The following is a 26483-nucleotide window of genomic DNA, read 5'->3' as shown; positions in this document are numbered from 1 at the left end:
ATTCCCTTCATTCATTACCGCCGCGAGAGGATCTATGACTACTACGCCTAAACCTTTGGTCCTGATAATTCTCGATGGCTTCGGACACAGTGAAAGCAACCACGACAACGCCGTGTACTCGGCCAGCAAGCCAGTACTGGACCGTCTGAGCGCTACCGTTCCGAACGGCCTGATCTCGGGCTCGGGCATGGATGTTGGCCTGCCGGACGGCCAAATGGGCAACTCGGAAGTCGGCCATATGAATCTCGGTGCCGGACGAGTGGTCTATCAAGACTTCACCCGCGTGACCAAAGCGATCCGCGACGGTGAGTTTTTCGAGAACCCAAACATCTGCGCGGCAGTGGATAAAGCGGTCAAGGCCGGCAAGGCCGTGCACTTCATGGGCCTGCTGTCGGACGGCGGCGTCCACAGCCACCAGGACCACCTGATCGCCATGGCCGAACTGGCCTTCAAGCGCGGCGCCGAGAAGATCTACCTGCACGCGTTCCTCGACGGCCGCGACACCCCGCCGAAAAGTGCCCAGTCCTCCATCGAACTGCTGGATGAAACCTTCAAGACCCTCGGCAAAGGCCGCATCGCCAGTCTGGTTGGCCGCTACTTCGCCATGGACCGCGACAACCGCTGGGACCGCGTGGCACAGGCCTACAACCTGATCGTCGACGGCCAGGCCGAATTCAACGCCGCCACCGCCCAGGAAGGCCTGGAGGCCGCCTACGCCCGTGGCGAGAGTGACGAATTCGTCAAGGCCACCACCATCGGCGAACCGGTCAAGGTCGAAGATGGCGACGCCGTGGTGTTCATGAACTTCCGCGCCGACCGTGCCCGCGAGCTGAGCCACGTATTCGTCGATGCCGGCTTCAAGGACTTCGAGCGCGCCCGCCAGCCGAAAGTCGAATTCGTGATGCTGACCCAATACGCCGCCAACATCCCGGCCCCGTCGGCATTCGCCCCGGGCAGCCTGGAAAACGTGCTGGGGGATTACCTGGCGAAAAACGGCAAGACCCAACTGCGCATTGCCGAAACCGAGAAATACGCCCACGTGACCTTCTTCTTCTCCGGCGGTCGTGAAGAACCGTTCCCGGGTGAAGAACGCATCCTGATCCCGTCGCCGAAAGTCGCCACCTACGACCTGCAGCCGGAGATGAGTGCCCCGGAAGTCACGGACAAGATCGTCGACGCTATCGAACACCAGCGCTACGACGTGATCGTGGTCAACTACGCCAACGGTGACATGGTGGGCCACAGCGGCAACCTGGAAGCGGCGGTAAAAGCCGTGGAATGCCTGGACCTGTGCGTCGGCCGCATCGTCGACGCGCTGGAAAAGGTGGGCGGCGAAGCGCTGATCACCGCTGACCACGGCAACTGCGAGCAAATGTCCGACGAATCCACCGGCCAGGCCCACACCGCCCACACCACCGAGCCGGTGCCGTTCATCTACGTCGGCAAACGTGACTTTAAAGTACGTGATGGCGGCGTACTGGCCGACGTGGCACCGACCATGTTGATGCTGATGGGGCTGGAGAAGCCGAAAGAGATGACTGGCACTTCGATTCTGGTCTGACACAGTTCAGGGGTTGCTCAAAACAGGCAGCCCGTCAATAATGGACTTGAGCGCGAAACCAGTTGCCTCCAGCGGCGATAACTGGCGTAGGAACCCCGCAGATGGCTGGATATCCGCGTAGGGTGAGACCTCCACACCCCTGCTTGAGGGTGTGTATATGAATATCAAGCAAGCACTACTTAGGGCAGTTCGAAAGAGCTGCCCTTTTCTTTGGGCGTCACAAAAGCTCGTAACGCTTGTAGAGCAACTCACCATGACGATGCTTGTTCAAGGCCTTGGCGTCTGTCTGCATGAAGTTCCACAGCACATTGCCAGCCTGAATATTGACCACCACCAGCATCTGCCTCCTGGATTCATAAGCCCCAATGAATGCTAAACGGGCGGAGCAATCGCTATAAGCAACACGCCATATTTCCAGAGGCCCCGTCAATGTGTCCAAGGCGAACCTGACATAACGCTCTCTGGCGTCCTGCCGCTTTTCAACAATGTGCTGCAGACAGCTACGCCTGATCGCTATTTGCCCCAAAGGCGAGGCAACTTCCACTTCCGAACAGCTCGAATGGGCAATGCCAAAATGCATTGCGACTATATCGATGGCCGCTTCGACGTCATTGCCGGCGGCCACTTCCTCAAGTGGACGCGCTCGCAAGGCCCGATCCAGACTACGAAGATCGGGAAGCCCATAATCAAGCCACGTATGCTGGCCTTTTGACTCGTGAATACAAGGCATTACTGACTATGCCGACCGTCGGATTAACAGGGCCGAAGAGTCTATTCCGAGCGCAAATGCACCGTCAGGGTGGAGCATTTCAAGGCATTTCGCGAAGCACACAAAACAACTGCAGAATCACGACACGACGCTCTCAACCGCTCGTCGCCTTCAAAGGGCTATGGGACTTGCCCACAATTGCTTGCAGAATGCGGCCACTGGGCACCTAACTTGCCTGCCAAGCCGAATTGGGCGTTTTTTTTGCAGCGCTTGGCGGGCATACTAGGCCGTCCCTTTCCCTGGTGTCGCCCGCCTCTATGCTTCGCGCCTTGATTACCCTTGCTCTTGTCTGCCTGCTCCAACCGGCGTTTGCCGATGAGCGCGCACAAACCCAACAACAGTTGGACGCTACGCGTCAGGACATTACCGAGCTGAAGAAGCTGCTCGGCAAGCTCCAGGAAGAGAAGTCCGGCGTGCAGAAAGACCTGCGCGGCACGGAAACCGAGATGGGCAAGCTGGAGAAGCAGGTCCAGGAGCTGCAAAAAGAACTAAAGAAGAGCGAGTCGGAACTGGAGCGACTCGACGCTGAGAAAAAAAAACTCCAGAGCGCCCGCGTTGAACAGCAACGCCTGATCGCGATCCAGGCCCGCGCCGCTTACCAGAACGGCCGCCAGGAATACCTCAAGCTGCTGCTCAACCAGCAGAACCCGGAAAAGTTCGCCCGCACCCTTACCTATTACGACTACCTGAGCAAGGCCCGCCTGGAGCAACTGAAAAGCTTCAACGAGACCCTGCGCCAGTTGGCCAACGTCGAGCAGGAAATCGCCAACCAGCAGTCGCAGCTGCTCGACCAGAAAACCGCCCTCGACAGCCAGCGCGACGAACTGGACAAGGTCCGCAAGGAGCGCCAGCAGGCGCTGGCCAAGCTGAATGACGACGTGAAGGCCCGTGACGCCAAGCTCCAGGCCCGCGAGCAAGACCAGGCCGACCTGGGCAAAGTCCTGAAAACCATCGAGGAAACCCTGGCGCGCCAGGCCCGTGAGGCAGAGCAGGCGCGGCAAAAAGCGCTGCAGGCCCAGCAGGAAGCCGAAAAAAAGCGCGAGCGTGAAGCCGCCGAGGCAGTCGCCAGCGCCACTACCGACGCCCCGGCCCCGCGTAAACCGGCGCGTGCAGCGCCTGGCCCGCTGGTTTCCAGCGCCGGCGAATCCTTCGGCGGACCTTTTGCTTCAGCTCGGGGCAAACTTCCATGGCCAGTTGATGGTCGATTACTGGCACGCTTTGGTGAAACCCGTGGCGATGACACCCGCGCCAAGTGGGACGGTGTGATGATCAGTGCCGGTGCCGGCACCCAGGTCCACGCTATCCACGGCGGCCGCGTGGTATTCGCCGATTGGCTGCGTGGCGCAGGCTTGCTGGTGATTCTTGACCACGGTAATGGCTATTTGAGCCTTTACGGCCACAATCAAACTTTGCTTAAAGCGGCAGGTGATGTTGTAAAAGCCGGTGAATCCATCTCCACTGTCGGTAACAGTGGTGGCCAGGACACCCCGGCGCTGTACTTCGCTATTCGTCAGCAGGGCCGCCCGAGCGACCCGGCACAATGGTGCCGTACCCAAGGATAAGGGTCGCATCTACATTAGGAGTTCGTTCGACATGCTGCATTTGTCCCGCCTCACATCGCTGGCCCTGACGATCGCTCTGGTGATCGGCGCGCCTTTGGCATTCGCCGACCAGACCGCCCAGTCGGCCACGGCCGCGACCACCAAGGCCCCGCTGCCGCTGGACGAGTTGCGCACCTTTGCCGAGGTCATGGACCGGATCAAGGCCGCTTATGTCGAACCTGTGGACGACAAGACCCTGCTGGAAAATGCCATCAAGGGCATGCTCAGCAACCTTGACCCGCACTCCGCCTACCTGGGCCCGGAAGATTTCGCCGAGCTGCAGGAGAGCACCAGTGGTGAATTCGGTGGCCTGGGCATTGAAGTCGGCGCCGACGACGGCAACATCAAGGTCGTTTCGCCGATCGATGACACCCCTGCGTCCAAGGCCGGCATCCAGGCCGGTGACTTTATCGTCAAGATCAACGGCCAGCCGACCCGCGGCCAGACCATGACCGAAGCCGTCGACAAGATGCGCGGCAAGATCGGCCAGAAAATCACCCTGACCCTGGTGCGCGACGGCGGCACGCCGTTCGACGTGACCCTGACCCGCGCCACCATCACGGTCAAGAGCGTGAAGAGCCAGCTGCTGGAGTCGGGCTACGGCTACATCCGTATCACCCAGTTCCAGGTCAAGACCGGCGACGAAGTGGCCAAGGCCCTCGCCAAGCTGCGCAAAGACAACGGCAAGAAACTCAGCGGCATCGTGCTCGACCTGCGCAACAACCCGGGCGGCGTGTTGCAGGCCGCTGTGGAAGTGGTCGACCACTTCATCACCAAGGGCCTGATCGTCTACACCAAGGGCCGTATCGCCAACTCCGAGCTGCGCTTCTCGGCCACCGGCAACGACCTCAGCGAAGGCGTGCCGATGGTTGTGCTGATCAACGGCGGCAGCGCCTCGGCTTCGGAAATCGTCGCCGGCGCCCTGCAAGACCAGAAACGCGGCGTGCTGATGGGCACCACCAGCTTCGGCAAAGGCTCGGTGCAAACCGTGCTGCCGCTGAACAACGAGCGTGCCTTGAAGATCACCACGGCGCTGTACTACACGCCGAACGGTCGCTCGATCCAGGCCCAGGGCATCGTGCCGGACATCGAAGTGCGCAAGGCCAAGATCACCAACGAAGCCGACAGCGAGTTCTACAAGGAAGCGGACCTGCAAGGCCACCTGGGCAATGGCAACGGCGGCGCCGACCAGCCGACCGGCAGCGGCTCGAAAGCCAAGCCGATGCCGCAGGACGACGATTATCAGTTGGCCCAGGCGCTGAGCCTGCTCAAGGGCCTGAGCATTACGCGCAGCCGTTGATATGCGCCGTGGACTGATCATCGCTTTGCTGTGCTGTCTGGCGGGTGTCGCCCAAGGCAACCCCGCCAGTGCAGCCCCCGCTGAACACAAAGCCTACCTGACCCTGATCATCGACGACCTCGGGCAAAACCTGCCCCGGGATCGTCGTGTGCTCGCCCTGCCCGGCCCGGTGACCACGGCGATCATGCCCGACACACCCCACGCCGCCGAATTCGCCCGCGAAGCCCACAAGGCCGGCAAGATCGTCATCCTGCACATGCCCATGGACCCGGCCACCGGCCCGTTCGCCTGGCACCCCGACCTGCCCATCGAAGAGCTGGGCAAACGCCTGGACGCGGCCTTCAAGGCCGTGCCCTACACCGCCGGCATCAACAACCACATGGGCAGCCGCATGACCGCCCAGCCGGAGGCCATGGCCTGGTTGATGGGTGAGCTGCAACGACGCCACAAGTTCTTCGTCGACAGCCGCACCAGCGCTAAAACCGTCGCCGCCGCCGAGGCGCAAAAGATTGGCCTGGCCAGCGTCTCGCGGGATGTGTTCCTCGACGACGAACGCACCGAAGCGGCCATCACCACCCAGCTGCAGACCGCGATCAAGCTGGCCCACAAACAGGGGTCGGCGGTGATGATCGGCCACCCTTATCCACAGACCCTGGCGGTACTCGAACGTGAGCTGCCCAAGCTCAAGGCCCAGGGCGTCGAGTGGATCGATATCAAGTTGATGATCAGCCTGCGCAGCAACCAGGCCATGGCCGGGCACGGAAAAAACGGCACTTACCGCTAGTGCTATATAGCTACCGCGCCTGACCGAGCGGACTCTTCGATAGTGGATCTTCGTATCCACTGGAGAGTCTGTAGATGAACTCACTGCAATACAAAGACCTGCTGATCAACTTCACCACCGAGTTCGTGCCTGTATGGAACGACAAAGGCACTCGCGCCGAGAAACCCGTGACCTTCTGGCGCCCGAGCACATCCTCCGACGCGCTGGGCAACTTCGTCCCGCTGGGTGATGTGGCGGTAGCGGGCTACCACAACATCAATCAACTGAACATCGTCGCTGTTGTCAGCGAAGTTGACCGGGAGAATGGCACCGCCTTGCGTCCCCCCGTCGACTTCGAGAGAGTCTGGGAACACTCGGGACCAAGGGCACGCGCCAATTTCTCAATCTGGCGGCCCACCGCTCCAGAAGGTTATGTGGCGATGGGGCTGGTCTGTGGCCTCGGTAACGACAAACCACCACGCAATACCATCCGCTGTGTCAGAGAAGACCTGGTGACTCAGGCCTATGTCGACCAGTTGATCTGGAGCGACCAAGGCAGCGGCGCCCACCGGGACTTCAGCGCCTGGGGTGTCTCCCCGTCGCAAGCAGCTCCTGGTCAAGCCTACCTGGCACCGGGCACCTTTACCGGCGCCGAGGGCTATGCCAAGCCAACCAGGCAACGCCCGGTGCACGCCCTGCGGCTGGACCTTGCGCTTCATTCCGAAGATTTGCCGCCACTTTCACCCGAAATGGCACCAGGACGCACGATGCCGGAGCAGGTAACAGAGGGCATTCATGTGTGCGAACTGCCCTGGTTTACCGTGAACGACCCGACCCTGACGCCCCTGGAAAAACTGCAAACGTGCCCGGTATATCGGTTGAAAAGAATCGACCAGTACAGCTTGGTAGCCAGCGGTCAAAACACCACGCCAGCAAGCCAAACCTTCAGTTGGGTATTCGCAAAAGGAGAGATCAGTGATTTCTCCTTGGGCCTGCGCTCCTTGACCGGCGTCGATATAAAGGCTGCCTGGGCACCCCGGCATCCGTTGAGTATCAGTGCCAACCTCAATCGCGACTTCACGCATACGGGCTTGACCGCACAAGGCTGGGAACGGGAGGGCGTGGCGGATGTGATGGCTTACATCCCGGCGAATAAATCCATCGCTGCCTACCTGGTCAAAAGCCGATACGAGCTATTGCGGGCTGACGGCAGCCAGCTCGGGCCAACCCTGACCTATGCCAGCGGAGATAACGTCTACTTCAGCGAGCTGCTGCAACCTGAAGCGGCGGTTACTGCTGTTGAGGAGCCAGAGGAAGTACCAGCAGCGGTGCCCGAGCCCACAGAAAACAACCTAGAGATAACGCCCCATGATTTCATCGACGACACCCTCCTGCCGTAACTGATCGAGGGCCGCCTGGAGTTTCGCCACTACGTCATCCGGCACGTTTTTGTTCAGCGCCAGGTACAGCTCCGCGCTGTTGAAACGCAACACAGTCTTGAGCCCGGTCACCCCGACCTGGCGTGCCAGATAACGGCCCGCCGGGTCCCCGGTGGCCCACAGGTCGATCTGGCCATCCACCAGCTTTTTCGCGTTGTCCTGATCCCGCAACACGATCACCGGCTTGAGCCCCTGCTTCTCCAGGCTCTCGGCGATGGCGTCGCCCTTGTAGGCGCCGATCTTGTAGCGCCGCGCCTGCTCAAGGTCGCTCAGCTGGATCTTGCTGTCAGCCTTGGCCAGCAGCACCCAATCGTCCGGGCCGATGGGGCCGACCCATTTGAACAGCGCCTCACGGTCCGGCAAGCGCGCCATCACGAACACGCCGTAACCGGGTTTTTCCAGGGCGAGTTTGTAGATCCGGTCCCAAGGGAACCGCAGGGTCAGGTTGTAGGAAATACCGGCACGCTGGAACGTCTCGCGGACGATGTCCACGGCAATGCCTTCGATGTTCTCTTCCTTGGCGAAGTTCTTGCCGTTTTTCGCCATGTTGTACGGCGGGAAGTTTTCCGTCAGCAACACCAGGGAAGCGCCGTCGGACGGTTCATCAGCGTAAGCCGAACCCGTCAGCAGAACGGTGGTACTGGCGAGGGCGAGCAGCAGGTCTTTGAACATGAAAGTTACCGGAATCCATGGCAAGCCCAGAGAGTGCCGCGAGCCTGCCATGGTGTCCAGTGACGTTTAGCGTACGACGATACCGCGCGCCGCCATGTAGGCCTTGGCCTCAGGCACGGTGTATTCGCCAAAGTGGAAAATACTCGCCGCCAGCACTGCGCTGGCGTGGCCTTCGATCACGCCGTCGGCCAGGTGCTGCAGGTTGCCGACGCCGCCGGAAGCAATCACCGGGATGCCCAGTGCGTCGCTGATGGCGCGGGTCACGCCCAGGTCGAAGCCGTTTTTCATGCCGTCCTGGTCCATGCTGGTCAGCAGGATTTCACCGGCACCCAGGGCTTCCATCTTCATCGCCCACTGCACGGCATCCAGCCCGGTCGGCTTGCGCCCGCCGTGGGTGAAGATCTCCCAGCGCGGAGTTTCGCCCGGGCCGGAGACTTTCTTGGCGTCGATGGCAACCACGATGCATTGCGAACCGAAGTGTTGTGCGGCTTCGCCGACAAATTCCGGGTTGAACACCGCCGCAGTGTTGATCGAAACCTTGTCCGCGCCGGCATTCAGCAGGTTGCGAATGTCCTGCACGGTACGCACGCCACCACCCACGGTCAGCGGGATAAACACCTGGCTGGCCATGCGCTCCACGGTATGCAGCGTGGTGTCGCGACCATCGACACTGGCGGTGATGTCGAGAAAGGTAATCTCGTCAGCACCCTGTTCGTCGTAGCGGCGGGCGATTTCCACCGGGTCGCCGGCGTCACGGATGTTCTCGAACTTGACGCCCTTGACCACGCGACCGTTGTCGACGTCCAGGCAAGGGATGATGCGTTTGGCCAGCGCCATGGTCAGTCCTCAGCCGTTGTAGGCGTCACAGTAAGCCTGGGCTTCAGCGACGTCCAGGGTGCCTTCATAGATCGCCCGGCCGGTGATGGCGCCGATGATCCCCGGCGCCTTCGCGTCCAGCAGCGACTTGATGTCGCCCAGGTTGTGGATACCGCCGGAAGCGATCACCGGGATCTTGGTGGCGGCGGCCAGCGCAGCGGTGAACGGTACGTTGCAGCCCTGCATCATGCCGTCTTTGGCGATGTCGGTATAAACGATGGCGGAGACGCCGTCGGCTTCAAACTGCTTGGCGAGGTCGATCACCTGGACGGTGCTGATCTCGGCCCAGCCGTCGGTGGCGACGAAACCGTCCTTGGCGTCCAGGCCCACGATCACTTTGCCGGGGAACGCACGGCAGGCTTCGGCGACGAAGGCCGGGTCTTTCACGGCCTTGGTGCCGATGATCACGTAGCTCACGCCCGCTTTCACGTAGTGCTCGATGGTTTCCAGGGAGCGGATACCGCCGCCGATCTGGATCGGCAGGTTCGGATAGCGCTTGGCGATCGCCGTGACGACTTCACCGTTGACCGGCTGGCCTTCGAACGCACCGTTCAAGTCCACCAGATGCAGACGACGGCAACCGCCTTCCACCCACTTGGCAGCCATGCTCACCGGGTCATCGGAGAACACCGTGGAATCTTCCATGCGGCCCTGGCGCAGACGTACGCAGGCGCCGTCCTTGAGATCGATAGCGGGAATAATCAGCATCTGGCAAACCTTATTCGATATTCAGCGTTGCTCGGGAAATCAGGGTTTCTCGAGCGCCCACAAGTCGCTTTCGATGCTTTCGAACCTTTCTTTAAGGTGCGTCTGCACATCGAAAATCGCCCTGTTGTAATAGTGCGGAGCAATTTCAGTGGTGAACAGTTCGAGGATTTCTGCGACCTCGAACGAGCCGAGCTTGAGCTCGAAGCGGTCTTCCATGAAACGCTTGATCTTGTCGGTGGCCTCACTCTCCTGCTGGGGAGTGAGGTTCAAGATCGGCGGCTTGACCTTCTTGGCCATTACCAGCGCCCGTCCCACGCGGCGAAGTTCTGCAGCAATTGCAGGCCATGGGTATGGCTCTTCTCCGGGTGGAATTGCACGGCAAAGCGCGAACCGTCGGCCAGGGCCGCGGCGAAGTCGACGCCATAGTGCCCGCCACCCACCACCTGGCGCGGGTTACCGGCGGCGATGTAATAGCTGTGCACGAAATAGAAACGCGCCAGGTCCGGCACTTCGTGCCACAGCGGGTGATCCACGGTCTGGCGCACTTCGTTCCAGCCCATGTGTGGCACCTTCAAGTGCTCGCCGTCTTCGTGCAGGTCCTTGCCGAAAAACTTCACCTGGCCCGGAAACAGACCGATGCAGTCGACGCCGTCGTTCTCTTCACTGCTGTCGAGCAAGGCTTGCATGCCCACGCAGATGCCGAGGAACGGCCGGTCCTGGCTGACTTCACGCACCAGGCTGTCGAAGCCCAGGCGGCGAATCTCGGCCATGCAGTCGCGAATCGCGCCAACCCCCGGGAACACTACCCGGTCGGCTTCGCGAATCACGTCGGCATCGCTGGTGATCAGCACCTTGCCGGCACCTACGTGCTCGAGGGCCTTGGCCACCGAGTGCAGGTTACCCATGCCGTAGTCGATAACCGCGACCGTCTGCATTACAGGACGCCCTTGGTCGACGGCATTTGCCCGGCCATGCGGTCATCCAGCTCCACGGCCATGCGCAGGGCACGGCCGAAAGCCTTGAACACGGTCTCGATCTGGTGGTGGGTGTTGGTGCCACGCAGGTTGTCGATGTGCAGGCTGACCAGGGCGTGGTTGACGAAACCCTGGAAGAATTCCTGGAACAGGTCGACGTCGAAGCCGCCCACGGTGGCGCGGGTGTACGGCACGTGCATCTGCAGGCCCGGGCGGCCGGAGAAGTCGATGACCACACGCGACAGCGCTTCATCCAGCGGGACATAGGCGTGGCCGTAGCGACGGATGCCTTTCTTGTCGCCGATGGCTTTGGCAAATGCCTGGCCCAACGTGATACCGACGTCTTCCACCGTGTGGTGGTCGTCGATATGCAGGTCGCCCTTGCTGACGATATCCAGGTCGATCAGCCCGTGACGGGCGATCTGGTCCAGCATGTGCTCAAGAAAAGGTACACCGATATCAAATCGGGCCTTTCCGGTGCCATCCAGGTTGATCGAGGCTTTAATCTGGGTTTCCAGAGTGTCGCGCTCGACGGACGCCTTACGTTCGGCCATCACCAGCTCCGCAAAATCATTGGGCGAAAAAGGCAGCCATTATAGGGGCGCGGGCGCTAAACAGAAACATCGGAGGGGATAAGACTGATGGAGTGTCGGGGATAGACATGTCAGTACAAGTGTGGGAGCAGCTTTGTGTGTGAGCGGGCTTGCTCGCGAAGGCGGTGGGTCAGCCAATACATGTGCTGACTGATCCATCGCATTCGCGAGCAAGCCCGCTCCCACACAAGCCCGCTCCCACAAGGGTTACGCGGTGTTAGTGGAACAGTACTGCGGTTTTCTGCAGGGTGACCCACACGCCCCACGCCAACGGAATGCCCACCACCAGCCAGGCAGCCACCGCCAATGGCACGCTGCCGGAGGAGGCTTTCCACTCCAGCACGGTGCTGGAATCGGCGCCCTTGTCATGGCCCAGCGCCTGCTCGGCAGCCAGTTCGGCGTCGGTCATGAAGTACTTGTCTGCCACCGGCCGTACCAGCAGGTTGCAGATAAAGCCCAGCACCAGCAGGCCGGCGAGGATGTACAAGGTGATGTCGTAGGCGGCAGCGCGTTCAACGCCGATGCTCAACTGATACTCACGCAGGTAGTTCACCAGCACCGGGCCCAGTACGCCCGCCGCTGCCCAAGCGGTCAGCAGGCGACCGTGGATCGCACCCACCATTTGCGTACCGAACAGGTCCGCCAGGTAAGCCGGCACCGTCGCAAAACCACCGCCGTACATCGACAGGATGATGCAGAACGCCGCCACGAACAGCGCGACGTTACCCAGGTGACCCAGGTTCGGGATCAGCGCGTACAGGGCAAAGCCCAGGGCGAAGAACACGAAGTAGGTATTTTTACGGCCCAGGTAGTCGGAGAACGATGCCCAGAAGAACCGGCCACCGATGTTGAACAGGCTCAACAGACCGGTAAAGCCGGCTGCGATGGCCGCGATGGAAGCCAGTTGGCCGGCATCCAGTTGGCCAAATGCCAGGCCGTTACCCAGCAACTTGCCGCCGAACACTTCCTGCAGCAGCGGCGAAGCCATGCCGAGGATGCCGATGCCGGCAGACACGTTCAGGCACAGCACCAGCCACACCAGGCGGAATTGCGGGGTTTTCCAGGCCACGTTCACGTGCACGTGACGGTGGGTGATCATCGCGTTGCTGGCTTTTTTCGCCGGGGCAGTCCAGCCCTCAGGCTTCCAGCCGGTAGGCGGAACACGGTAGGACAAGGCGCCGCCGATCATGAACACGAAGTAGATCACGGCCATGACCACGAAGCTCTGCCACACGCCAACGCTGGTCGGCGAGGCAAAGTGGCCCATCAAGGCGGCTGCCAGCGGGGCACCCACCATCGCGCCGCCGCCGAAGCCCATGATCGCCATGCCGGTGGCCATGCCGCGCTTGTCCGGGAACCACTTGATCAGGGTCGAGACCGGCGAGATATAGCCCAGGCCCAGGCCGATACCACCAATGACCCCGGAGCCGATCCACATCAGCCAGATCTGGTGGGTATAGATCCCCAGCGCGGAGATCAGCAGGCCGCCACACCAGCACAGGGCCGAAACGACACCAGCCTTGCGTGGCCCGGCGTGTTCCAGCCAGCCGCCCCAGATCGCCGCAGAGCAGCCGAGGAAGATGAAGAACAGGGTGTAGATCCAGCCCAGCATGGAGATGGGCCAGTCGCATTGTGACGAGAAGACCTGGCTGATGAAGCTCATGTCCGGCGCGCAGGCGACCGGTGCGGTGATCCCCAGCGCCTTGGACAACGGCAGCCAGAACACCGAAAAACCGTAGGCCATGCCGATACACAGGTGGATCGCCAGGGCGGCCGGTGGTACCAGCCAACGGTTGAACCCGGGCTTGGCGATAATGCGTTCCTTGGACAGGAACGCAGGCTGTGCAGCAGTATTACCCGCCGCAGTGCTAGTGCTCATTGGTGTTTCCCCCAGTTATTAGTATGTGTCCGTCGGGCGCTCTCTCCCTCGGCCTTACACGCAAGGCGTGGCCGTTTTGTTGAGTAAAGCTCCTTTTAAACGCGACGTTTAGTCGCAGACGGCAGACGAACATGCGCAGATTAGCATCTGTGGATGACAGAAAAACCAAACTGATATCACCTTTCTGGAGTTATCTGATTTGTTTGACGCCATGTAACGATCCCTAAACAGCCATAGGGCTACGAGCGTTATACTCTTCGGCTAAATTTTAAAATCGACATACAAGGACTCGCCCATGAAAGCGTTCGGCAAAATCCTGGGTCTGGTACTTCTCGGGCTGTTGCTGATCATTGTGGCTCTAGGCTTTGCCCTGACCCATCTCTTCGATCCCAACGACTACAAAGACGAGATTCGCCAGATTGCCCGCGACAAGGCCCACATCGAGCTGACGCTCAATGGCGACATCGGCTGGAGCCTGTTCCCCTGGCTCGGTCTTGAATTGCACGAGGCCAGCGTTGCGACCCTGACCAATCCGAGCCAACCGTTTGCCGATCTGCAGATGCTCGGCCTGTCGGTGCGCGTGCTGCCGCTGCTGCGCCGTGAAGTGCAGATGAGCGATGTACGTGTCGAAGGCCTGAACCTGCGCCTGAACAAAGACGTGCATGGCCACGGCAACTGGGAAGACATCGGCAAGAATGTGCCGGACCCGGCTACCGTCGCCACCACGCCTGCCGTGGCTGAAGCGGCCACACCGCCCAAGCCTGAAAAGCCGCCGCAGCCGATCCGCCTGGACATCGACAGCCTGACCATCAACAACGCCCGCGTCGAATACAACGACGAGCAGACCGGCAAGCAGTTCAGCGCCGAAAGCATCCAGCTGAGTGCCGGCGCCGTGCACGAAGGTGCAAGCATCCCGGTCAAACTCACCGCGTTCTTCGGCACCAACCAGCCGCTGATGCGCGTCAAGACCGAGGTCAATGGCAACCTGCGCATTCAGCGCGCCCTCAAGCGCTACCAGTTCGAAGACATGAAGGTCACTGGTGAAGCCACCGGCGAGCCGCTGCAAGGCAAGACCGTGACCTTTTCGACCCAGGGCCAATTGCTGGTGGACCAGTCTGCGAATATCGCCGAATGGACCGGCATGAAGCTGTCGCTGAACCAACTGCGCGCCCTGGGCGAGCTGAAGGTCAACGACCTGGACAAGACTCCACAGTTCAGCGGCGCCCTGTCGATTGCCCAGTTTGACCTGGCCAAGTTCCTCGACAGCGTCGGCAACCCGCTGCCACCGATGGCCGCCGGCAGCCTGAGCAAGGTCGAACTGGTCAGCCGCCTCAAGGGCACGCCGACCAGCCTGGCGCTTGAAGACCTCAACCTGAAACTCGACGACAGCACCTTCACCGGTCGCGTGGCCGTGGATGATTTCGCCAGGCAATCCCTGCGGGTGCAGCTCAAGGCCGATACGTTCAACGCCGACAACTACCTGCCGGCCAAGTCCGAAGCCGCCAAGGGCGCTGCGGCCGCGCGCCAGGCTGAAGTGCAGAACAGCGAAGCCGGCGCCATGGCGGCCGGTGGCACCACACCGTTGCCGGACGCCCCGACCAAAGCCGCGTGGAGTACCGACAAGCTGCTGCCGCTGACCCGCCTGCGCACCCTGGACGTAAACGCCGACCTGTCCTTTGGCCAACTGACCCTGAGCAAGCTGCCGATCCAGAATGCCGCCCTGAAAGCCTCCGGCCTCGATGGCCAGCTCAAGCTCGATACCTTGAGCGGCGGCCTCTACAACGGCACCTTCCAGGCCAACGGCAACCTTGACGTGCGCCAGGACATCCCGCTGCTGGCGCTGCAAACCCGCATCAAGCAGGTACCGGTCGAACGCATCCTGCAAGCCCAGGGGCAGAACCCGCCGGTGAAGGGCCAGCTCACCCTCGACAGCAACCTCAACGGCCGCGGCAATAGCCAGAAAGCCCTGATCGACAGCCTCAACGGTACCGCCAGCTTCGCGATCAACAACGGCGTGCTGCTCAACGCCAACATCGAGCAACAGCTGTGCACCGGCATCGCCCTGCTCAACCGCAAGACCCTCAGCGGCGACCAGCGCGGCAAGGACACCCCGTTCCAGGAACTCAAGGGCAACCTGACCTTCCGCAATGGCGTGGCCAGCAACCCCGACCTGAAAGTGCGCATCCCGGGCCTGACCGTCAACGGCGACGGTGACGTCGACCTGCGCGTGCTGGGCATGGACTACCGCGTCGGCATCATCGTCGAAGGCGACCAGCGCGACGTGCCGGACCCGGCTTGCCAGGTGGGCTCCAACTTCCAGAACATCGAAGTCCCGCTGCGCTGCCGTGGCCCGCTGGAACTGGGCGCCAAGGCCTGCCGCCTGGACAAGGACGGTTTGAGCCAGGTCGCCATCAAGGCGGCAGGCAACAAGCTCGGCGAGAAGCTTGAACAGAAGCTCGACAAGGTCAATCCACAGCTGAAAGACGCGCTTAAAGGCCTGTTCAAACGATGAGAAACGAGCAGTTTTCAACGGCGGTGCTCGACTGGTACGACCGCCACGGTCGCCATGACCTGCCCTGGCAACAGGGCATCACGCCTTACCGGGTGTGGGTCTCGGAGATCATGTTGCAGCAGACTCAGGTCAGCACCGTGCTGAACTACTTCGACCGGTTCATGGCGTCCTTGCCAACGGTCGAAGCCCTGGCTGCCGCGCCGGAAGACGAAGTGCTGCACCTGTGGACCGGGCTGGGTTACTACACCCGGGCGCGCAACCTGCAAAAGACCGCGAAGATCGTCGTTGCCGAATATGGCGGCGAGTTTCCCCGTGACGTCGAAAAACTCACCGAACTGCCCGGCATTGGCCTGTCCACCGCGGGAGCGATTGCCAGCCTGAGCATGGGCCTGCGAGCGCCGATCCTCGATGGCAACGTCAAACGCGTGCTGGCGCGCTTTACCGCGCAAGAGGGTTACCCGGGCGAGCCGAAGGTCGCCAAACAGCTGTGGGCCACCGCAGAGCGCTTTACGCCCCATGACCGCGTCAACGCCTACACCCAGGCCATGATGGACATGGGCGCCACCCTCTGCACCCGCAGCAAGCCCAGCTGCCTGCTGTGCCCGCTGGAAAAGGGCTGCGAAGCGCACCTGCTCGGCCTGGAAACCCGCTACCCGATCCCCAAGCCACGCAAGACCGTGCCCCAGAAGCGCACGCTGATGCCGTTGCTGGCCAATGACGAGGGCGCGATCCTGCTTTACCGTCGCCCCTCCACGGGCCTGTGGGGCGGTTTGTGGAGCCTGCCGGAGCTGGATGACCTGGCCGACCTGGAACACCTGGCCAACCAGCACTCGCTGACGCTGGGCAAACACCAGGAGCTGCCGAGCCTGATCCACACCTTCAGCCACTTCCAACTGGCTATCGAACCCTGGCTGGTCCAGGTCCAGGAGTCTGCCCATCACGTGGCCGAGGCTGACTGGCTCTGGTATAACCTCGCCACCCCGCCGCGCCTGGGCCTTGCCGCCCCGGTGAAAAAACTGCTGAAGCGCGCGGCTGAAGTATTGAACGCAGGAGTTCCGTCATGACCCGCACCATCATCTGCCGCAAGTACCACGAAGAACTGCCCGCCCTGGAGCGCGCCCCGTTCCCTGGCGCCAAGGGCCAGGACATTTTCGACAACGTCTCCGCCAAGGCCTGGGCTGACTGGCAAAAGCACCAGACCCTGTTGATCAACGAAAAGCGCCTGAACATGATGAACGCCGAAGACCGCAAATACCTGCAGGGCGAGATGGACAAGTACTTTTCCGGCGAGGATTACGCCAAGGCCGACGGCTACGTGCCACCTGCTGAATAATTGATCAAATTTGGGGGTTGGCCCGTAAGCGACGGTAATAATTAAATATTTTTTGAAAACTTGCTTGACGACCCCCTGAAAAACCCGTTTAATGCGCCCCGTTGCCCAGATAGCTCAGTCGGTAGAGCAGGGGATTGAAAATCCCCGTGTCGGCGGTTCGATTCCGTCTCTGGGCACCACTAATTAGTTTCAGGTGGTGCAAACGTCATCTGAAACACACAAAAAACCCGCCTGGTGCGGGTTTTTTGTTGCCTGGCGTTTTTGACTCCTTCAGCCCCCGCCCCGCATCAACGTCAACACCGCAACCCGCTCCTGCTCGGAGATGTGAAAACCACTCTCCTCCACGCGCGCAATCCAATCCTGCGCCGAGAGCGACTCGCCAAAACGCACCAGGCGTCCGTAGCGCCTGAACACAGCCTCCAGCACGCTGATCATCGAGGGGTAGCTGCAGCCTCCGTCAAAACAGATGCTGAGGCCGCCAAGCCAGGAACGGCCGATCACGTGGGCACTACCGACGCTCTCGGCACCGGCATACTCAAAATCCATTTTTACTGCTTCCATGTCGCACCCAAACTCATCACCACGAAAGTACCCAAGCCTAGCAGGCGCCTGTTTTGCGGCAGGCTGCAAAGCGCTCCAATCAGACCAACCGGTCATCCAGGCGGCGACCATACAGTAAGACGATCCAAAGCGCCGGTTATCAACACCTCATTCCGACCCCATTGATCCATCCTTAATTCCCCAGTGATCGCCACTCTCGTCGGCGTCACCACCGACAAGGATGTCAAGGCGACTGAGTCACTTCACCAGGAACACCAGCAGCGGGTTGTCATTCAACCGCCCATTGAACACCGGCGCCATGTGTTCCAGCGGCGTGCCGCTGAGCAATGCGGTTTGCTTGCGCTCCACAATCACCCAGGCGGGGCGCGGCAGTGTATCCACCAGCAAGGGTTGGTTGCGCCCGATGAACAGCGGCTGCTCGTCGTGATCCAGGTTCATGATGTAGCGAATCGCCCAGGTGTCCTTGGCCAGATCGACGAACACCAGGGTCCCGGGGTTATCGGCACGCAGCTTTTCCACCGCGCTTACGAAGTTCCTGGTGTCGAATTGCAGATCCTTGGCCGGCTCCACAACCTTCACCAGCACCAGCCATTGGGTGGCCAGCGCAATCAGGCTGAGCACCACCAGGCGCTGGCCGAGATTGCCCTGCAAACGGCGCCAGGCAATCACGGCTGCGAGTTGCAGCACGATCAGCACACCCACCAGCGCCGGCACTGAAACGTCCGGCCAGTAGCCGTGCTTGTGCCACAGATGCCGACAGACAAACACCACGACAATGCCCAGCACCGGCAGGACCGCCACCAGCCACTCATAGCCACGCCGCACGCCCAGCAACCAGCCCTGGGCCTGGAGCAAGCCATAGGCGGCCACCGCGGCAAACATCGGGACCATGGGCACGATGTAGTAGGCGCGCTTGAAGTGCGGCACCGACAAGCCCAGCAAAATCATCAGGCCGCAGGCGGCCAAGCGCAGCATCAACTGCACATCGGCATCGTCGTGGCGGGCCGACCATTTGTGGCGCAGGGCAATCATCGTCGCCAGGGCCAGCGGCACCACCGGGAAATAGCGGTACAGGCTCAGCTTGAAATAGAAGTAGAACGCCTCACCGGCTTCATCAAGGCGCCCGGTGAATTGCATCCGCAGCACATCATCGACGAAAGCATCGCCCCCGCTGATCCGCGCCAGTTTCAACAGCGCCCACCAACAGCCGGCCAGCAGGATCAAACCGACCACGCCGTGGGCAATCACCTTTTTCAGCAGCGCAATCCGCTCTTGCCGCGTACGAGCGGTGCCCAGCGCCCAGTAGACACAGGCCACCCCGCACACCTCGATCAACCCCAGCGGCCCGCGAATGGCAAACGCCACCACGAACAACGGAAAGATCGCATATTGGCGCAGCCGCGAGCCCAGGCGCTCACCGGTATGCAGCAGGTAGAAACACCCCAGGCACAACAACGAGATCATCTGGTCCAGGCACACCGAGCGCGACTTCTCCAGCAACTGGGCAGTCAATGCGGTGAGCAGCACCGTCAGCAGCGCCCACGCCCGGCCCGACGGCACCAGCAAGCGGTAGATCAGCGCCATGACCCCGGCAGACGCCAGGGCGGTGGGCATCACGTTAGCCAGGTCGTTGGGCGCGCCGAATAAACGGGCAAAGAGGTAGCTGAGGTAGGTCGCGGTGCCCGGATAGTCCGGGTAAGGCTCACCGTAGGTGGTAGGAAACAGGCTCGCGCCGTGGCGAAACATCTCTTGCATGAACACGGCCCAGCGGCCGTCGAAGCCCTGTGGCTGCTGGTCCCAGATGCCCAGGGTGAACAGCAGCAGGGCGATGAGGAAAATACCCAGCGATTCCATTCGAAAGCGATTGTGTTGATCCATTATTCAGCCTGTCAGGTGGGGTAAACCGGCTCATGTTGCCGAACGCCACCCTGAATAAGCCCTGAACGGAATCAAACATTCATCCGCCTAACGACGAGCGGGCCAGATCAGCAGCGGCAGCAGGCGGATATAGAGTAGCTCCCCTACCAATTCCACCAGGGTTTGCGTGATCACTGCGGCAGCAGCGAGCCCACGGATCTCTTCGGGTAACGCCAGCGCCAGCGGCAGCACCACCAGGGAATTACGCGTGGAGGCGCTGAAGGTGACCGCCCGCGCCGTGGGCGCCGATAGCTTGAACAGGCGCGAAGCCAGCGCCCCCATCAGCGGGGCCAGCAACAGGAAGCCGATATACACCGGGATCACCGGCGCCAGCAGGCCGATATCGCGGACCACGGCGGTGATCTGCGAACCGATCACCACCATCAGCACCAGCGCCATGGCCGGCACGGGCAGCCAGGCCCAGGCATCGTTCCAGGCACTGACGACCGGTGAGCGCCGGGACAGGGAAGTGGTCAGCACCGCCAGAATCATGGGGGCAACGATCAGCAGCAGGAAGGCCTCGACAAACGGCCCCACTGCAACCGCCACCTGCGACTGCGCCCCCAGCATCAACCCCAGGTAGACCGGCAACAGCAGCAGTTGCAGCAACAATAGAATCGGGGTCGCCGCCAGCATCAACCGCGAGTCACCCTTGCCGATATGGGTAAACACCACCACGTAGTCGATGCACGGCGTCAACAGCACCAGCAACGCACCCACCAGGATCGCCGGGTGTTCCACCAGGCCCCGAGTCAGCGCCCACACCAGCAGCGGAATCAGGATGAAGTTGGCCAGCAGCAACGCGGCCATGAAGTGTTTGTTGCCCAGCCCCTGGCGCAGGTCCAGAAAGGGGATTTGCAGAAACATCGCGTACATCAGCACGGCGATGGCGGGCGTAACCAGGGCAGCCACACCTTGAACCATGGAGGGCGCCAGCAGGCCGACAACGGCAGCCAGCACCACGCTGGCGAAGTAGATCGGGATCTGGTTTTGTTCGAGGGTGTCGCGGGTCATGGGCCGGCTCTGGTGGGCGAAAGGGTCTAAGCCTAGGCATCTGTGCCGCTCAGGTCGAGCCTCAGAAAAATCCCCGGGGTCTTCATAGCAGAAATTTGTTAGTTTCGACTTCTCATAAAACTGCGCACGGGCCTTTGACACCCCATCGAAAGCGCAATGATCGAGCCTGTTCATGAACCTGCCAGTCCGACCTCAAGCCGAAGCATTCCGCGAGCCCACAACCGATGGGCATTCCATCGGCGGCTTCACGTGGCGCCATCCGCGCACAGACGTTGAACGCCCGGTCGTCATCATCAACGCCGCCACCTCCGTACGCTGCCGTCACTACTCACGGTTTGCCGATTACCTGTTTGCCAATGGCTTCGACGTCATCACCTACGACTACCGCGGCATCGGCGAATCCCGCAGCGGCTCGCTGAAAGGGTTCAAGGCCTCATGGTCCGATTGGGGCGTGCTGGACTTCGAAGCGATCCTGCAGCGGGCCCAGCGGGAGTTTGCCGGCCAACCGATTGATGTGGTCGGGCACAGTTTTGGCGGATGTGCGGCGGGGCTCGGGGCTTCCGGCGCGGTGATTCGGCGCCTGGTGACGGTAGGCGCGCAGTTTGCCTACTGGCGCGACTACGAGGCGAGCGGGCGCTGGCGGATGCTTGCCAAATGGCATGTGGTGATGCCGCTGGTGACAGCGGTTTTTGGCTACTTCCCGGGCAAGCGCATAGGCTGGCTGGAGGATACCCCGGCGGGCGTGGTACGCGACTGGAGTACGCCGACGCCGAGTTATGAAAAACGTCCGAGTGGGCGAGCCTTGCCCGAGTTGCCGTTTTCGCGGGTAAAGGCACAGATATTGGCCATCAGCATTACCGACGACCCGTTTGGTACCGTCGCAGCAATCGAACGCCTGCTGGGTTACTTCGACGGCAGCGAGCGCACGCATCTGCGAATCGCGCCTGAAGATATCGGCGAAAAAGAGGTCGGACACTTCGCATTCTTTCGCAGCCAGTATCAAGATCGGTTGTGGCCGATTGCATTGGCTTGGCTGCAAAGGGGAGAGTTGGCCAACGGCACGCCGGGGCGCCAAGTGACGGATCGCACCTAGAAAGCCTTGGGATTTCTCCAGACCTGCGCTTCAATACCCCACCCCCAGATCCTGACACCAAGGACGTGAGCCCATGGCTTCGCCGAACAAGCAGCAAAAACGCGCCCACCGGGCAAAAGCCAAGGCCAAGCAGAATCGCACCCAACGCGCCGTCGCCACCAAGCCGGATGCCTTTGCCGGCGATGACAGCCGCATTGATCTTGAATCGGTGGATTTGACCGAGCTGTTCCTGGAGATGCGCACCGCTGGCGAAACCAGCCAGCAGGCGCTGTGTGCCGTGTTCCTGGCGCACCCGCTGCTGGCAGTGGTACTGGAGCAGGAAGGCGAAGAAGAAGCGACGGACTTTATCCTCGCGGCGCTGATCGAGTATCGCCAGTGGGCCACGGATACCGAGGATGAAGCGGCAGCGCTGGCGTGGATTGAATCGCCGGAATTCCAGGCCGATTACGTCGCGGCGTCACAGGCGCTGGTGAATTCCGAAGACTGATACAAAACGAAATGTGGGAGCCGGGCTTGCCCGCGATAGCGGCGTGTCAGTCGATACATGTGTTGACTGACACACCGCCATCGCGGGCAAGCCCGGCTCCCACAGTGTTTTGCAGTGTTTGATGAATCGTATTTCAATCCATCAGTTAAGCACCGCCGCCCCAACCTTCCGGCCCTTGCGCCGACGCGACACCATCAGCCCCGCCGCAACTACCAGCAAGCTCAGGATCCCGGTGGCAATGATCTCCACCTGATGCGCTTCCTGGAACAACATGATCGTCAGCACGCCCACGATGAACACGATCACCGCATACGTCAGGCCCGGGAACAGCCACATCTTGAAGGCAATCTTCTCGCCCGCTTCCGTGCGTTTCTGGCGCATGCGCAGTTGCGACACGGCGATCACCAGGTACACCAGCAGCGCGATGGCGCCGGAGCTGGCCAGCAGGAATTCAAACACCGCCGCCGGTGCCACGTAGTTGGCGAATACCGCCAGGAACGCCGCGCCGGTAGACAGCAACACCGCCCAGTAAGGCGTGCCGCTCTTGTTGGTGATCTTGGACACCGCCGGTGCATCACCGCGACGGCCCAGGGAGAACATCATGCGCGAAGCGGTGTACAGCGCCGAGTTCAGGCAACTGGTCACGGCCACCAGCACCACCAGGTCAACGATCAGCTTGGCATTCGGGATGCCCATGCGTTCCAGCACGGTCTGGTAGGAACCGACCGCTGCCAGCGCAGGATCATTCCACGGCACCAGGGCCACGACGATGAAGATCGACACCAGGTAGAACAAGCCGATCCGCCAGATCACCGAGTTGGTGGCCTTGGAAATCTGCTGGCCCGGGTTCTTCGATTCAGCGGCCGCGATGGTCACGATCTCGGTGCCCATGAACGAGAACATGGTGGTCAGGATCGCCGCCAATACCGCGCCCATGCCGTTGGGCAGGAAGCCCTGGGTGTCGAACAGGTGCGAAACGCCACTGACCTGACTGCCCGGCAGGAAGCCGAAGATCGCCAGGATGCCGAGAATCACAAAGCCGACGATCGCTACCACTTTGATCAGCGCAAACCAGAACTCGAACTCGCCGTAGTTCTTCACACTGAACAGGTTGGTCGCGGTCAGCAGCAAGGTAATGATCAGGGTGAAGGCCCAGATCGCCACGCCGGGGAACCAGGCGTGCAAGATGGTCGCGGCAGCGTTGGCTTCCAGCGGAATCACCAGCACCCAGAACCACCAGTACAACCAGCCGATGGTGAAACCGGCCCAGTGCCCGATCGCACGGTCGGCATAAGTAGAGAACGAACCCGTGTCCGGCGATGCCACGGCCATCTCGGCCAGCATGCGCATCACCAACACCACCAGCGTACCGGCGGCGGCATAAGCCAGCAGCACGGCCGGGCCCGCCGCAGCAATCGCGTGGCCGGAGCCCACAAACAACCCGGCACCGATAACGCCGGCAATCGACAGCATGGTGACGTGACGCGGTTTGAGCCCCTGTTCGAGGTCATTGGAGCTTTGCGTACTACTCATTGACACACCTTTGCGAGGAATTGCGAATACGGTCCACCCGGTCTGGCGTCTTTCTCGTGAAAAGAAACCAACGGGGCGTTCTTTATTTTTTACGCAAGATTTGCGCCAAAATGTTACAGAGCCGCGATTGACGCGGGCTGTAGGGAAACTCAATAGCTCTCGTAAGTCACTGACACTAATGGCATTCCGCTATAGCGTTACTGTGCGACTCACTTGAAAGACGAATCAGTGCACCAAAAACACACACAATTTGTGCGTGACGCCCCATAAAAGGGCTGATAAGGACCGTTCGCCGGTTTAACCCTTCCAACACCCGGCCAAAGCTGGCACCATCGCGCCCTTTTTTACGCGAAACCTGTAGGAATACTGGTTCAAACGGCTGTTCGGTTGTTGATGGCGCGACACACTGCTGTGCCGATGCGACACCCTGCCGCAGACCGTCTGTTTACCGCCTGCAGGGCTGTTGGCTGTCATCCGGACGCTATGCTAGCTTGGCGCCTCGCCAGGAAGGCGGGCCAACAGCAGGAGCGCAATGAACACAATGAGGACCGCACATGGCTGAGGCCACGCCCGCGCTTGAAATCCGCAACTTGCATAAACGCTATGGTGAGCTGGAGGTGCTTAAAGGTATCTCGCTGACCGCCCGCGACGGCGATGTGATCTCGATCCTGGGTTCCTCCGGTTCCGGCAAGTCCACGTTCCTGCGCTGCATCAACCTGCTGGAAAACCCGCACCAGGGGCAAATCCTGGTGGCCGGTGAAGAGCTCAAGCTCAAGGCTGCGAAAAACGGCGAACTGGTGGCCGCCGACGGCAAACAGATCAACCGCCTGCGCAGCGAAATCGGTTTTGTGTTTCAAAACTTTAACCTGTGGCCGCACATGAGCGTCCTCGACAACATCATCGAGGCCCCGCGCCGCGTGCTCGGCCAGAGCAAGGCCGAAGCTACTGAGATCGCCGAAGCCTTGCTGGCCAAGGTTGGCATCAGTGACAAGCGTCATGCCTACCCCGCGCAACTGTCCGGCGGCCAGCAACAACGCGCCGCGATCGCACGCACCCTGGCCATGCAGCCCAAAGTCATCCTGTTCGACGAGCCCACATCGGCCCTTGACCCGGAAATGGTTCAGGAAGTACTTAATGTGATCCGCGCCCTGGCCGAAGAAGGCCGCACCATGCTGCTGGTCACCCATGAAATGGGCTTTGCCCGCCAGGTGTCCAGTGAAGTGGTGTTCCTGCACCAGGGCCTGGTCGAAGAGCAAGGATCGCCACAGCAGGTATTTGAAAACCCGCTTTCGGCGCGCTGCAAACAATTCATGTCCAGCAACCGCTAACGGAGCAACATGCATGCAGAACTATAAAAAATTCCTCTTGGCCGCCGCTGTTTCGATGGCGTTCAGCGCCACGGCGATGGCTGAAACCTTGAAAATGGGGATCGAAGCGGCCTACCCGCCGTTCAACAATAAAGATGCCAGCGGCAACGTCGTCGGCTTCGACAAGGACATCGGCGACGCCCTGTGCGCCAAGATGAAAGTCGAGAAGTGCGAAGTGTATGTCTCCGACTGGGACGGCATCATCCCGGCCCTGAATGCCAAGAAGTTCGACTTCCTGGTCTCCTCGCTGTCCATCACCGATGAACGCAAGCAGGCCGTCGACTTCACCGACCCGTACTATTCCAACAAGCTGCAGTTCATCGCGCCCAAAGCCAACAAAGACTTCAAGACCGACGCGGACTACCTGAAGGGCAAGATCATCGGTGCACAGCGCGCAACGCTGGCCGGTACCTACCTGGAAGACAAGCTGCCGGACACCACCGCCAAGCTCTACGACACCCAGGAAAACGCCTACCTCGACCTGACTTCCGGCCGCCTGGACGGGATGCTCGCCGACAAGTACGTGCAGTACGAGTGGCTGAAAAGCAAAGACGGCTCCGCCTACGAATTCAAGGGCGACCCGGTGGTCGAGAGCGACAAGATCGGTATCGCCGTACGCAAAGGCGACCCGCTGCGCGAGCGCTTGAACAAAGCCCTGGCTGAAATCAAGGCCGACGGCACCTACAAGAAGATCAACGACAAGTACTTCCCTTTCAGTATCGAGTGATCCTGAATGGCCTGCCCGGCGTGCTCGCTTGAGTGCGCCGGTCCTGAGCTTTGCCTTGCGAAACGACTAAACCATGAATTTCGACCTCTACGGATTCGGCCCGGCGCTCGCCGCCGGCGCGCTGATGACCGTCAAGCTGGCGCTCACCGCCCTGTGCCTCGGGCTGGTGCTCGGGCTGGCCGGCGCCCTGGCCAAGACTTCCCCGTACAAGCCGCTGCAATGGCTTGGCGGCAGCTACTCCACCCTGGTTCGCGGCATCCCGGAACTGCTGTGGGTCCTGCTGATCTATTTCGGCACGGTCAACCTGATGCGCTCCCTCGGGGAGTTTTTCGGCAACCCCGACCTTTCCCTCAGCGCTTTCGCCGCCGGGGTGATCGCCCTGGGCCTGTGCTTTGGCGCCTACGCCACGGAAGTCTTCCGCGGCGCGATCCTGGCCATTCCCAAGGGCCACCGTGAAGCCGGTGTCGCACTGGGCTTGTCGAAAGTCCGGATCTTCACCCGCTTGATCATGCCGCAAATGTGGCGCATCGCGCTGCCGGGCCTGGGCAACCTGTTCATGATTCTGATGAAGGACACCGCGCTGGTCTCGGTGATCGGCCTGGAAGAAATCATGCGCCACGCGCAGATCGGCGTGACCGTCACCAAGCAGCCCTTCACCTTCTTTATGGTCGCGGCCTTCATGTACCTGGGCCTCACTGTCCTGGCGATGACCGGCATGCACTTTCTGGAAAAACGTGCCGCGCGCGGCTTTGCGAGGAGCACGCAATGAGTGGCGACTACAGCTGGCTGTCGCATTTCGACCTG

Annotated in this window: 25 protein-coding genes and 1 tRNA gene; 14 read left to right on the top strand and 12 right to left on the bottom strand. The window is 61.1% G+C overall.

Features of this window, described 5'->3' with window-relative positions; translation table 11 throughout:
- Positions 1 to 34: 34 nt before the first annotated feature.
- Positions 35 to 1561, top strand: coding sequence for a 2,3-bisphosphoglycerate-independent phosphoglycerate mutase (gene gpmI / locus HX821_RS24195; RefSeq protein ID WP_177036572.1), 1527 nt, complete (start codon positions 35 to 37; stop codon positions 1559 to 1561).
- A 217-nt stretch (positions 1562 to 1778) separates the two neighbouring features.
- Here gpmI and HX821_RS24190 read toward each other — a convergent pair whose 3' ends face one another.
- A complete protein-coding gene (locus HX821_RS24190) occupies positions 1779 to 2210 on the bottom strand; it encodes a PBECR2 nuclease fold domain-containing protein (protein WP_256344182.1) in 432 nt (143 codons plus the stop codon).
- Positions 2211 to 2587: 377 nt separating this feature from the next.
- Here HX821_RS24190 and HX821_RS24185 point away from each other — a divergent pair, with 377 nt between their 5' ends.
- The 4 genes from HX821_RS24185 to HX821_RS24170 all read left to right on the top strand — a co-directional run bounded on the left by HX821_RS24185 (position 2588) and on the right by HX821_RS24170 (position 7394).
- Entirely contained in the window at positions 2588 to 3892 is a 1305-nt protein-coding gene (locus tag HX821_RS24185; RefSeq protein WP_177036571.1) for a murein hydrolase activator EnvC, read from the top strand.
- Between the two features lie 31 nt (positions 3893 to 3923).
- A complete protein-coding gene (locus HX821_RS24180; RefSeq protein ID WP_003218023.1) occupies positions 3924 to 5231 on the top strand; it encodes a S41 family peptidase in 1308 nt (435 codons plus the stop codon).
- Between the two features lies 1 nt (position 5232).
- The gene (locus tag HX821_RS24175; RefSeq protein ID WP_008435686.1) at positions 5233 to 6015 is read left to right on the top strand and encodes a divergent polysaccharide deacetylase family protein; all 783 of its coding nucleotides are present in this window, start codon (positions 5233 to 5235) and stop codon (positions 6013 to 6015) included.
- A 74-nt stretch (positions 6016 to 6089) separates the two neighbouring features.
- Entirely contained in the window at positions 6090 to 7394 is a 1305-nt protein-coding gene (locus HX821_RS24170; protein ID WP_177009270.1) for a Vps62-related protein, read from the top strand.
- Here the strand turns inward: HX821_RS24170 and HX821_RS24165 are convergent.
- From HX821_RS24165 to HX821_RS24135, 7 genes are all read right to left on the bottom strand, one after another.
- Entirely contained in the window at positions 7347 to 8105 is a 759-nt protein-coding gene (locus HX821_RS24165) for an ABC transporter substrate-binding protein (protein WP_003218028.1), read from the bottom strand. The two genes, HX821_RS24170 and HX821_RS24165, sit on opposite strands and share 48 nt — an antisense overlap.
- Before the next feature lie 66 nt (positions 8106 to 8171).
- The gene (gene hisF / locus HX821_RS24160; RefSeq protein WP_003218030.1) at positions 8172 to 8942 is read right to left on the bottom strand and encodes an imidazole glycerol phosphate synthase subunit HisF; all 771 of its coding nucleotides are present in this window, start codon (positions 8940 to 8942) and stop codon (positions 8172 to 8174) included.
- 9 nt (positions 8943 to 8951) lie between these two features.
- Entirely contained in the window at positions 8952 to 9689 is a 738-nt protein-coding gene (hisA, locus tag HX821_RS24155) for a 1-(5-phosphoribosyl)-5-[(5-phosphoribosylamino)methylideneamino]imidazole-4-carboxamide isomerase (RefSeq protein WP_003187784.1), read from the bottom strand.
- A 39-nt stretch (positions 9690 to 9728) separates the two neighbouring features.
- The gene (locus HX821_RS24150) at positions 9729 to 9986 is read right to left on the bottom strand and encodes a DUF2164 domain-containing protein (protein WP_003218033.1); all 258 of its coding nucleotides are present in this window, start codon (positions 9984 to 9986) and stop codon (positions 9729 to 9731) included.
- The gene (gene hisH, locus HX821_RS24145; RefSeq protein ID WP_003218034.1) at positions 9986 to 10624 is read right to left on the bottom strand and encodes an imidazole glycerol phosphate synthase subunit HisH; all 639 of its coding nucleotides are present in this window, start codon (positions 10622 to 10624) and stop codon (positions 9986 to 9988) included. Before hisH ends, HX821_RS24150 begins: the two co-directional genes overlap by 1 nt.
- Positions 10624 to 11217: an imidazoleglycerol-phosphate dehydratase HisB gene (gene hisB / locus HX821_RS24140; RefSeq protein ID WP_003218037.1), complete on the bottom strand. Its 594-nt coding sequence runs from the start codon at positions 11215 to 11217 to the stop codon at positions 10624 to 10626. The genes hisH and hisB overlap by 1 nt, the downstream gene beginning before the upstream one ends.
- Before the next feature lie 256 nt (positions 11218 to 11473).
- Positions 11474 to 13135 (bottom strand): OFA family MFS transporter, encoded by a 1662-nt coding sequence (locus HX821_RS24135; protein ID WP_102367922.1) that lies wholly within the window; start codon positions 13133 to 13135, stop codon positions 11474 to 11476.
- Between the two features lie 295 nt (positions 13136 to 13430).
- Between HX821_RS24135 and HX821_RS24130 the strand changes: the two genes are divergently transcribed.
- From HX821_RS24130 to HX821_RS24115, 4 genes are all read left to right on the top strand, one after another.
- Entirely contained in the window at positions 13431 to 15647 is a 2217-nt protein-coding gene (locus HX821_RS24130; RefSeq protein ID WP_177036569.1) for an AsmA family protein, read from the top strand.
- Complete coding sequence (gene mutY / locus HX821_RS24125; RefSeq protein WP_177036566.1) at positions 15644 to 16711, top strand: A/G-specific adenine glycosylase; 1068 nt, start codon at positions 15644 to 15646, stop codon at positions 16709 to 16711. The genes HX821_RS24130 and mutY overlap by 4 nt, the downstream gene beginning before the upstream one ends.
- Positions 16708 to 16980: an oxidative damage protection protein gene (locus HX821_RS24120; protein ID WP_087693327.1), complete on the top strand. Its 273-nt coding sequence runs from the start codon at positions 16708 to 16710 to the stop codon at positions 16978 to 16980. The genes mutY and HX821_RS24120 overlap by 4 nt, the downstream gene beginning before the upstream one ends.
- A gap of 103 nt (positions 16981 to 17083) precedes the next feature.
- Positions 17084 to 17159 (top strand) — tRNA-Phe (locus tag HX821_RS24115).
- Between the two features lie 91 nt (positions 17160 to 17250).
- Here the strand turns inward: HX821_RS24115 and HX821_RS24110 are convergent.
- The 3 genes from HX821_RS24110 to HX821_RS24100 form a co-directional block, all read right to left on the bottom strand.
- The gene (locus HX821_RS24110; RefSeq protein WP_008435692.1) at positions 17251 to 17526 is read right to left on the bottom strand and encodes a hypothetical protein; all 276 of its coding nucleotides are present in this window, start codon (positions 17524 to 17526) and stop codon (positions 17251 to 17253) included.
- A gap of 252 nt (positions 17527 to 17778) precedes the next feature.
- Complete coding sequence (locus HX821_RS24105; protein WP_177036565.1) at positions 17779 to 19419, bottom strand: glycosyltransferase family 39 protein; 1641 nt, start codon at positions 19417 to 19419, stop codon at positions 17779 to 17781.
- 87 nt (positions 19420 to 19506) lie between these two features.
- On the bottom strand, positions 19507 to 20472 hold the full coding sequence (locus HX821_RS24100) for an arsenic resistance protein (protein WP_177036563.1): 966 nt from the start codon (positions 20470 to 20472) through the stop codon (positions 19507 to 19509).
- Between the two features lie 172 nt (positions 20473 to 20644).
- On the opposite strand from HX821_RS24100, the gene HX821_RS24095 reads away from it, so the two are divergent.
- Positions 20645 to 21565: an alpha/beta fold hydrolase gene (locus tag HX821_RS24095; protein WP_177036561.1), complete on the top strand. Its 921-nt coding sequence runs from the start codon at positions 20645 to 20647 to the stop codon at positions 21563 to 21565.
- 73 nt (positions 21566 to 21638) lie between these two features.
- Positions 21639 to 22052, top strand: coding sequence for a hypothetical protein (locus HX821_RS24090; RefSeq protein WP_008435696.1), 414 nt, complete (start codon positions 21639 to 21641; stop codon positions 22050 to 22052).
- Positions 22053 to 22193: 141 nt separating this feature from the next.
- Here HX821_RS24090 and gabP read toward each other — a convergent pair whose 3' ends face one another.
- Positions 22194 to 23585 carry a GABA permease gene (gene gabP / locus HX821_RS24085; RefSeq protein WP_177036559.1) on the bottom strand — a complete coding sequence of 464 codons (1392 nt, stop codon included), beginning with the start codon at positions 23583 to 23585 and terminating at the stop codon, positions 22194 to 22196.
- Between the two features lie 554 nt (positions 23586 to 24139).
- Between gabP and HX821_RS24080 the strand changes: the two genes are divergently transcribed.
- From HX821_RS24080 to HX821_RS24070, 3 genes are all read left to right on the top strand, one after another.
- Positions 24140 to 24913 (top strand): ABC transporter ATP-binding protein, encoded by a 774-nt coding sequence (locus tag HX821_RS24080; protein ID WP_003218059.1) that lies wholly within the window; start codon positions 24140 to 24142, stop codon positions 24911 to 24913.
- A 13-nt stretch (positions 24914 to 24926) separates the two neighbouring features.
- The gene (locus HX821_RS24075; RefSeq protein ID WP_003218061.1) at positions 24927 to 25679 is read left to right on the top strand and encodes an ABC transporter substrate-binding protein; all 753 of its coding nucleotides are present in this window, start codon (positions 24927 to 24929) and stop codon (positions 25677 to 25679) included.
- 73 nt (positions 25680 to 25752) lie between these two features.
- The gene (locus HX821_RS24070; RefSeq protein ID WP_003218063.1) at positions 25753 to 26448 is read left to right on the top strand and encodes an ABC transporter permease; all 696 of its coding nucleotides are present in this window, start codon (positions 25753 to 25755) and stop codon (positions 26446 to 26448) included.
- The last annotated feature ends 35 nt before the right edge of the window (positions 26449 to 26483 follow it).

The organism is Pseudomonas sp. B6001 (assembly GCF_013386015.1).
Classification (GTDB): domain Bacteria; phylum Pseudomonadota; class Gammaproteobacteria; order Pseudomonadales; family Pseudomonadaceae; genus Aquipseudomonas.
Note: the sequence above shows the minus strand (reverse complement) of the source record. Positions and strands in the feature narration are given on the sequence as shown.

What these genes read in the sequence shown, in the direction of transcription:
- gabP (WP_177036559.1), bottom strand. Translation starts at nt 23,585, where the DNA reads ATGAGTAGTACGCAAAGCTCCAATGACCTCGAACAGGGGCTCAAACCG.
- mutY (WP_177036566.1), top strand. Translation starts at nt 15,644, where the DNA reads ATGAGAAACGAGCAGTTTTCAACGGCGGTGCTCGACTGGTACGACCGC.
- HX821_RS24090 (WP_008435696.1), top strand. Translation starts at nt 21,639, where the DNA reads ATGGCTTCGCCGAACAAGCAGCAAAAACGCGCCCACCGGGCAAAAGCC.
- HX821_RS24100 (WP_177036563.1), bottom strand. Translation starts at nt 20,472, where the DNA reads ATGACCCGCGACACCCTCGAACAAAACCAGATCCCGATCTACTTCGCC.
- HX821_RS24075 (WP_003218061.1), top strand. Translation starts at nt 24,927, where the DNA reads ATGCAGAACTATAAAAAATTCCTCTTGGCCGCCGCTGTTTCGATGGCG.
- HX821_RS24150 (WP_003218033.1), bottom strand. Translation starts at nt 9,986, where the DNA reads ATGGCCAAGAAGGTCAAGCCGCCGATCTTGAACCTCACTCCCCAGCAG.
- HX821_RS24175 (WP_008435686.1), top strand. Translation starts at nt 5,233, where the DNA reads ATGCGCCGTGGACTGATCATCGCTTTGCTGTGCTGTCTGGCGGGTGTC.
- HX821_RS24135 (WP_102367922.1), bottom strand. Translation starts at nt 13,135, where the DNA reads ATGAGCACTAGCACTGCGGCGGGTAATACTGCTGCACAGCCTGCGTTC.
- HX821_RS24080 (WP_003218059.1), top strand. Translation starts at nt 24,140, where the DNA reads ATGGCTGAGGCCACGCCCGCGCTTGAAATCCGCAACTTGCATAAACGC.
- HX821_RS24170 (WP_177009270.1), top strand. Translation starts at nt 6,090, where the DNA reads ATGAACTCACTGCAATACAAAGACCTGCTGATCAACTTCACCACCGAG.
- gpmI (WP_177036572.1), top strand. Translation starts at nt 35, where the DNA reads ATGACTACTACGCCTAAACCTTTGGTCCTGATAATTCTCGATGGCTTC.
- hisH (WP_003218034.1), bottom strand. Translation starts at nt 10,624, where the DNA reads ATGCAGACGGTCGCGGTTATCGACTACGGCATGGGTAACCTGCACTCG.
- HX821_RS24185 (WP_177036571.1), top strand. Translation starts at nt 2,588, where the DNA reads ATGCTTCGCGCCTTGATTACCCTTGCTCTTGTCTGCCTGCTCCAACCG.
- HX821_RS24105 (WP_177036565.1), bottom strand. Translation starts at nt 19,419, where the DNA reads ATGGATCAACACAATCGCTTTCGAATGGAATCGCTGGGTATTTTCCTC.
- hisF (WP_003218030.1), bottom strand. Translation starts at nt 8,942, where the DNA reads ATGGCGCTGGCCAAACGCATCATCCCTTGCCTGGACGTCGACAACGGT.
- HX821_RS24095 (WP_177036561.1), top strand. Translation starts at nt 20,645, where the DNA reads ATGAACCTGCCAGTCCGACCTCAAGCCGAAGCATTCCGCGAGCCCACA.
- HX821_RS24165 (WP_003218028.1), bottom strand. Translation starts at nt 8,105, where the DNA reads ATGTTCAAAGACCTGCTGCTCGCCCTCGCCAGTACCACCGTTCTGCTG.
- HX821_RS24130 (WP_177036569.1), top strand. Translation starts at nt 13,431, where the DNA reads ATGAAAGCGTTCGGCAAAATCCTGGGTCTGGTACTTCTCGGGCTGTTG.
- HX821_RS24120 (WP_087693327.1), top strand. Translation starts at nt 16,708, where the DNA reads ATGACCCGCACCATCATCTGCCGCAAGTACCACGAAGAACTGCCCGCC.
- hisB (WP_003218037.1), bottom strand. Translation starts at nt 11,217, where the DNA reads ATGGCCGAACGTAAGGCGTCCGTCGAGCGCGACACTCTGGAAACCCAG.
- HX821_RS24180 (WP_003218023.1), top strand. Translation starts at nt 3,924, where the DNA reads ATGCTGCATTTGTCCCGCCTCACATCGCTGGCCCTGACGATCGCTCTG.
- HX821_RS24070 (WP_003218063.1), top strand. Translation starts at nt 25,753, where the DNA reads ATGAATTTCGACCTCTACGGATTCGGCCCGGCGCTCGCCGCCGGCGCG.
- HX821_RS24110 (WP_008435692.1), bottom strand. Translation starts at nt 17,526, where the DNA reads ATGGATTTTGAGTATGCCGGTGCCGAGAGCGTCGGTAGTGCCCACGTG.
- hisA (WP_003187784.1), bottom strand. Translation starts at nt 9,689, where the DNA reads ATGCTGATTATTCCCGCTATCGATCTCAAGGACGGCGCCTGCGTACGT.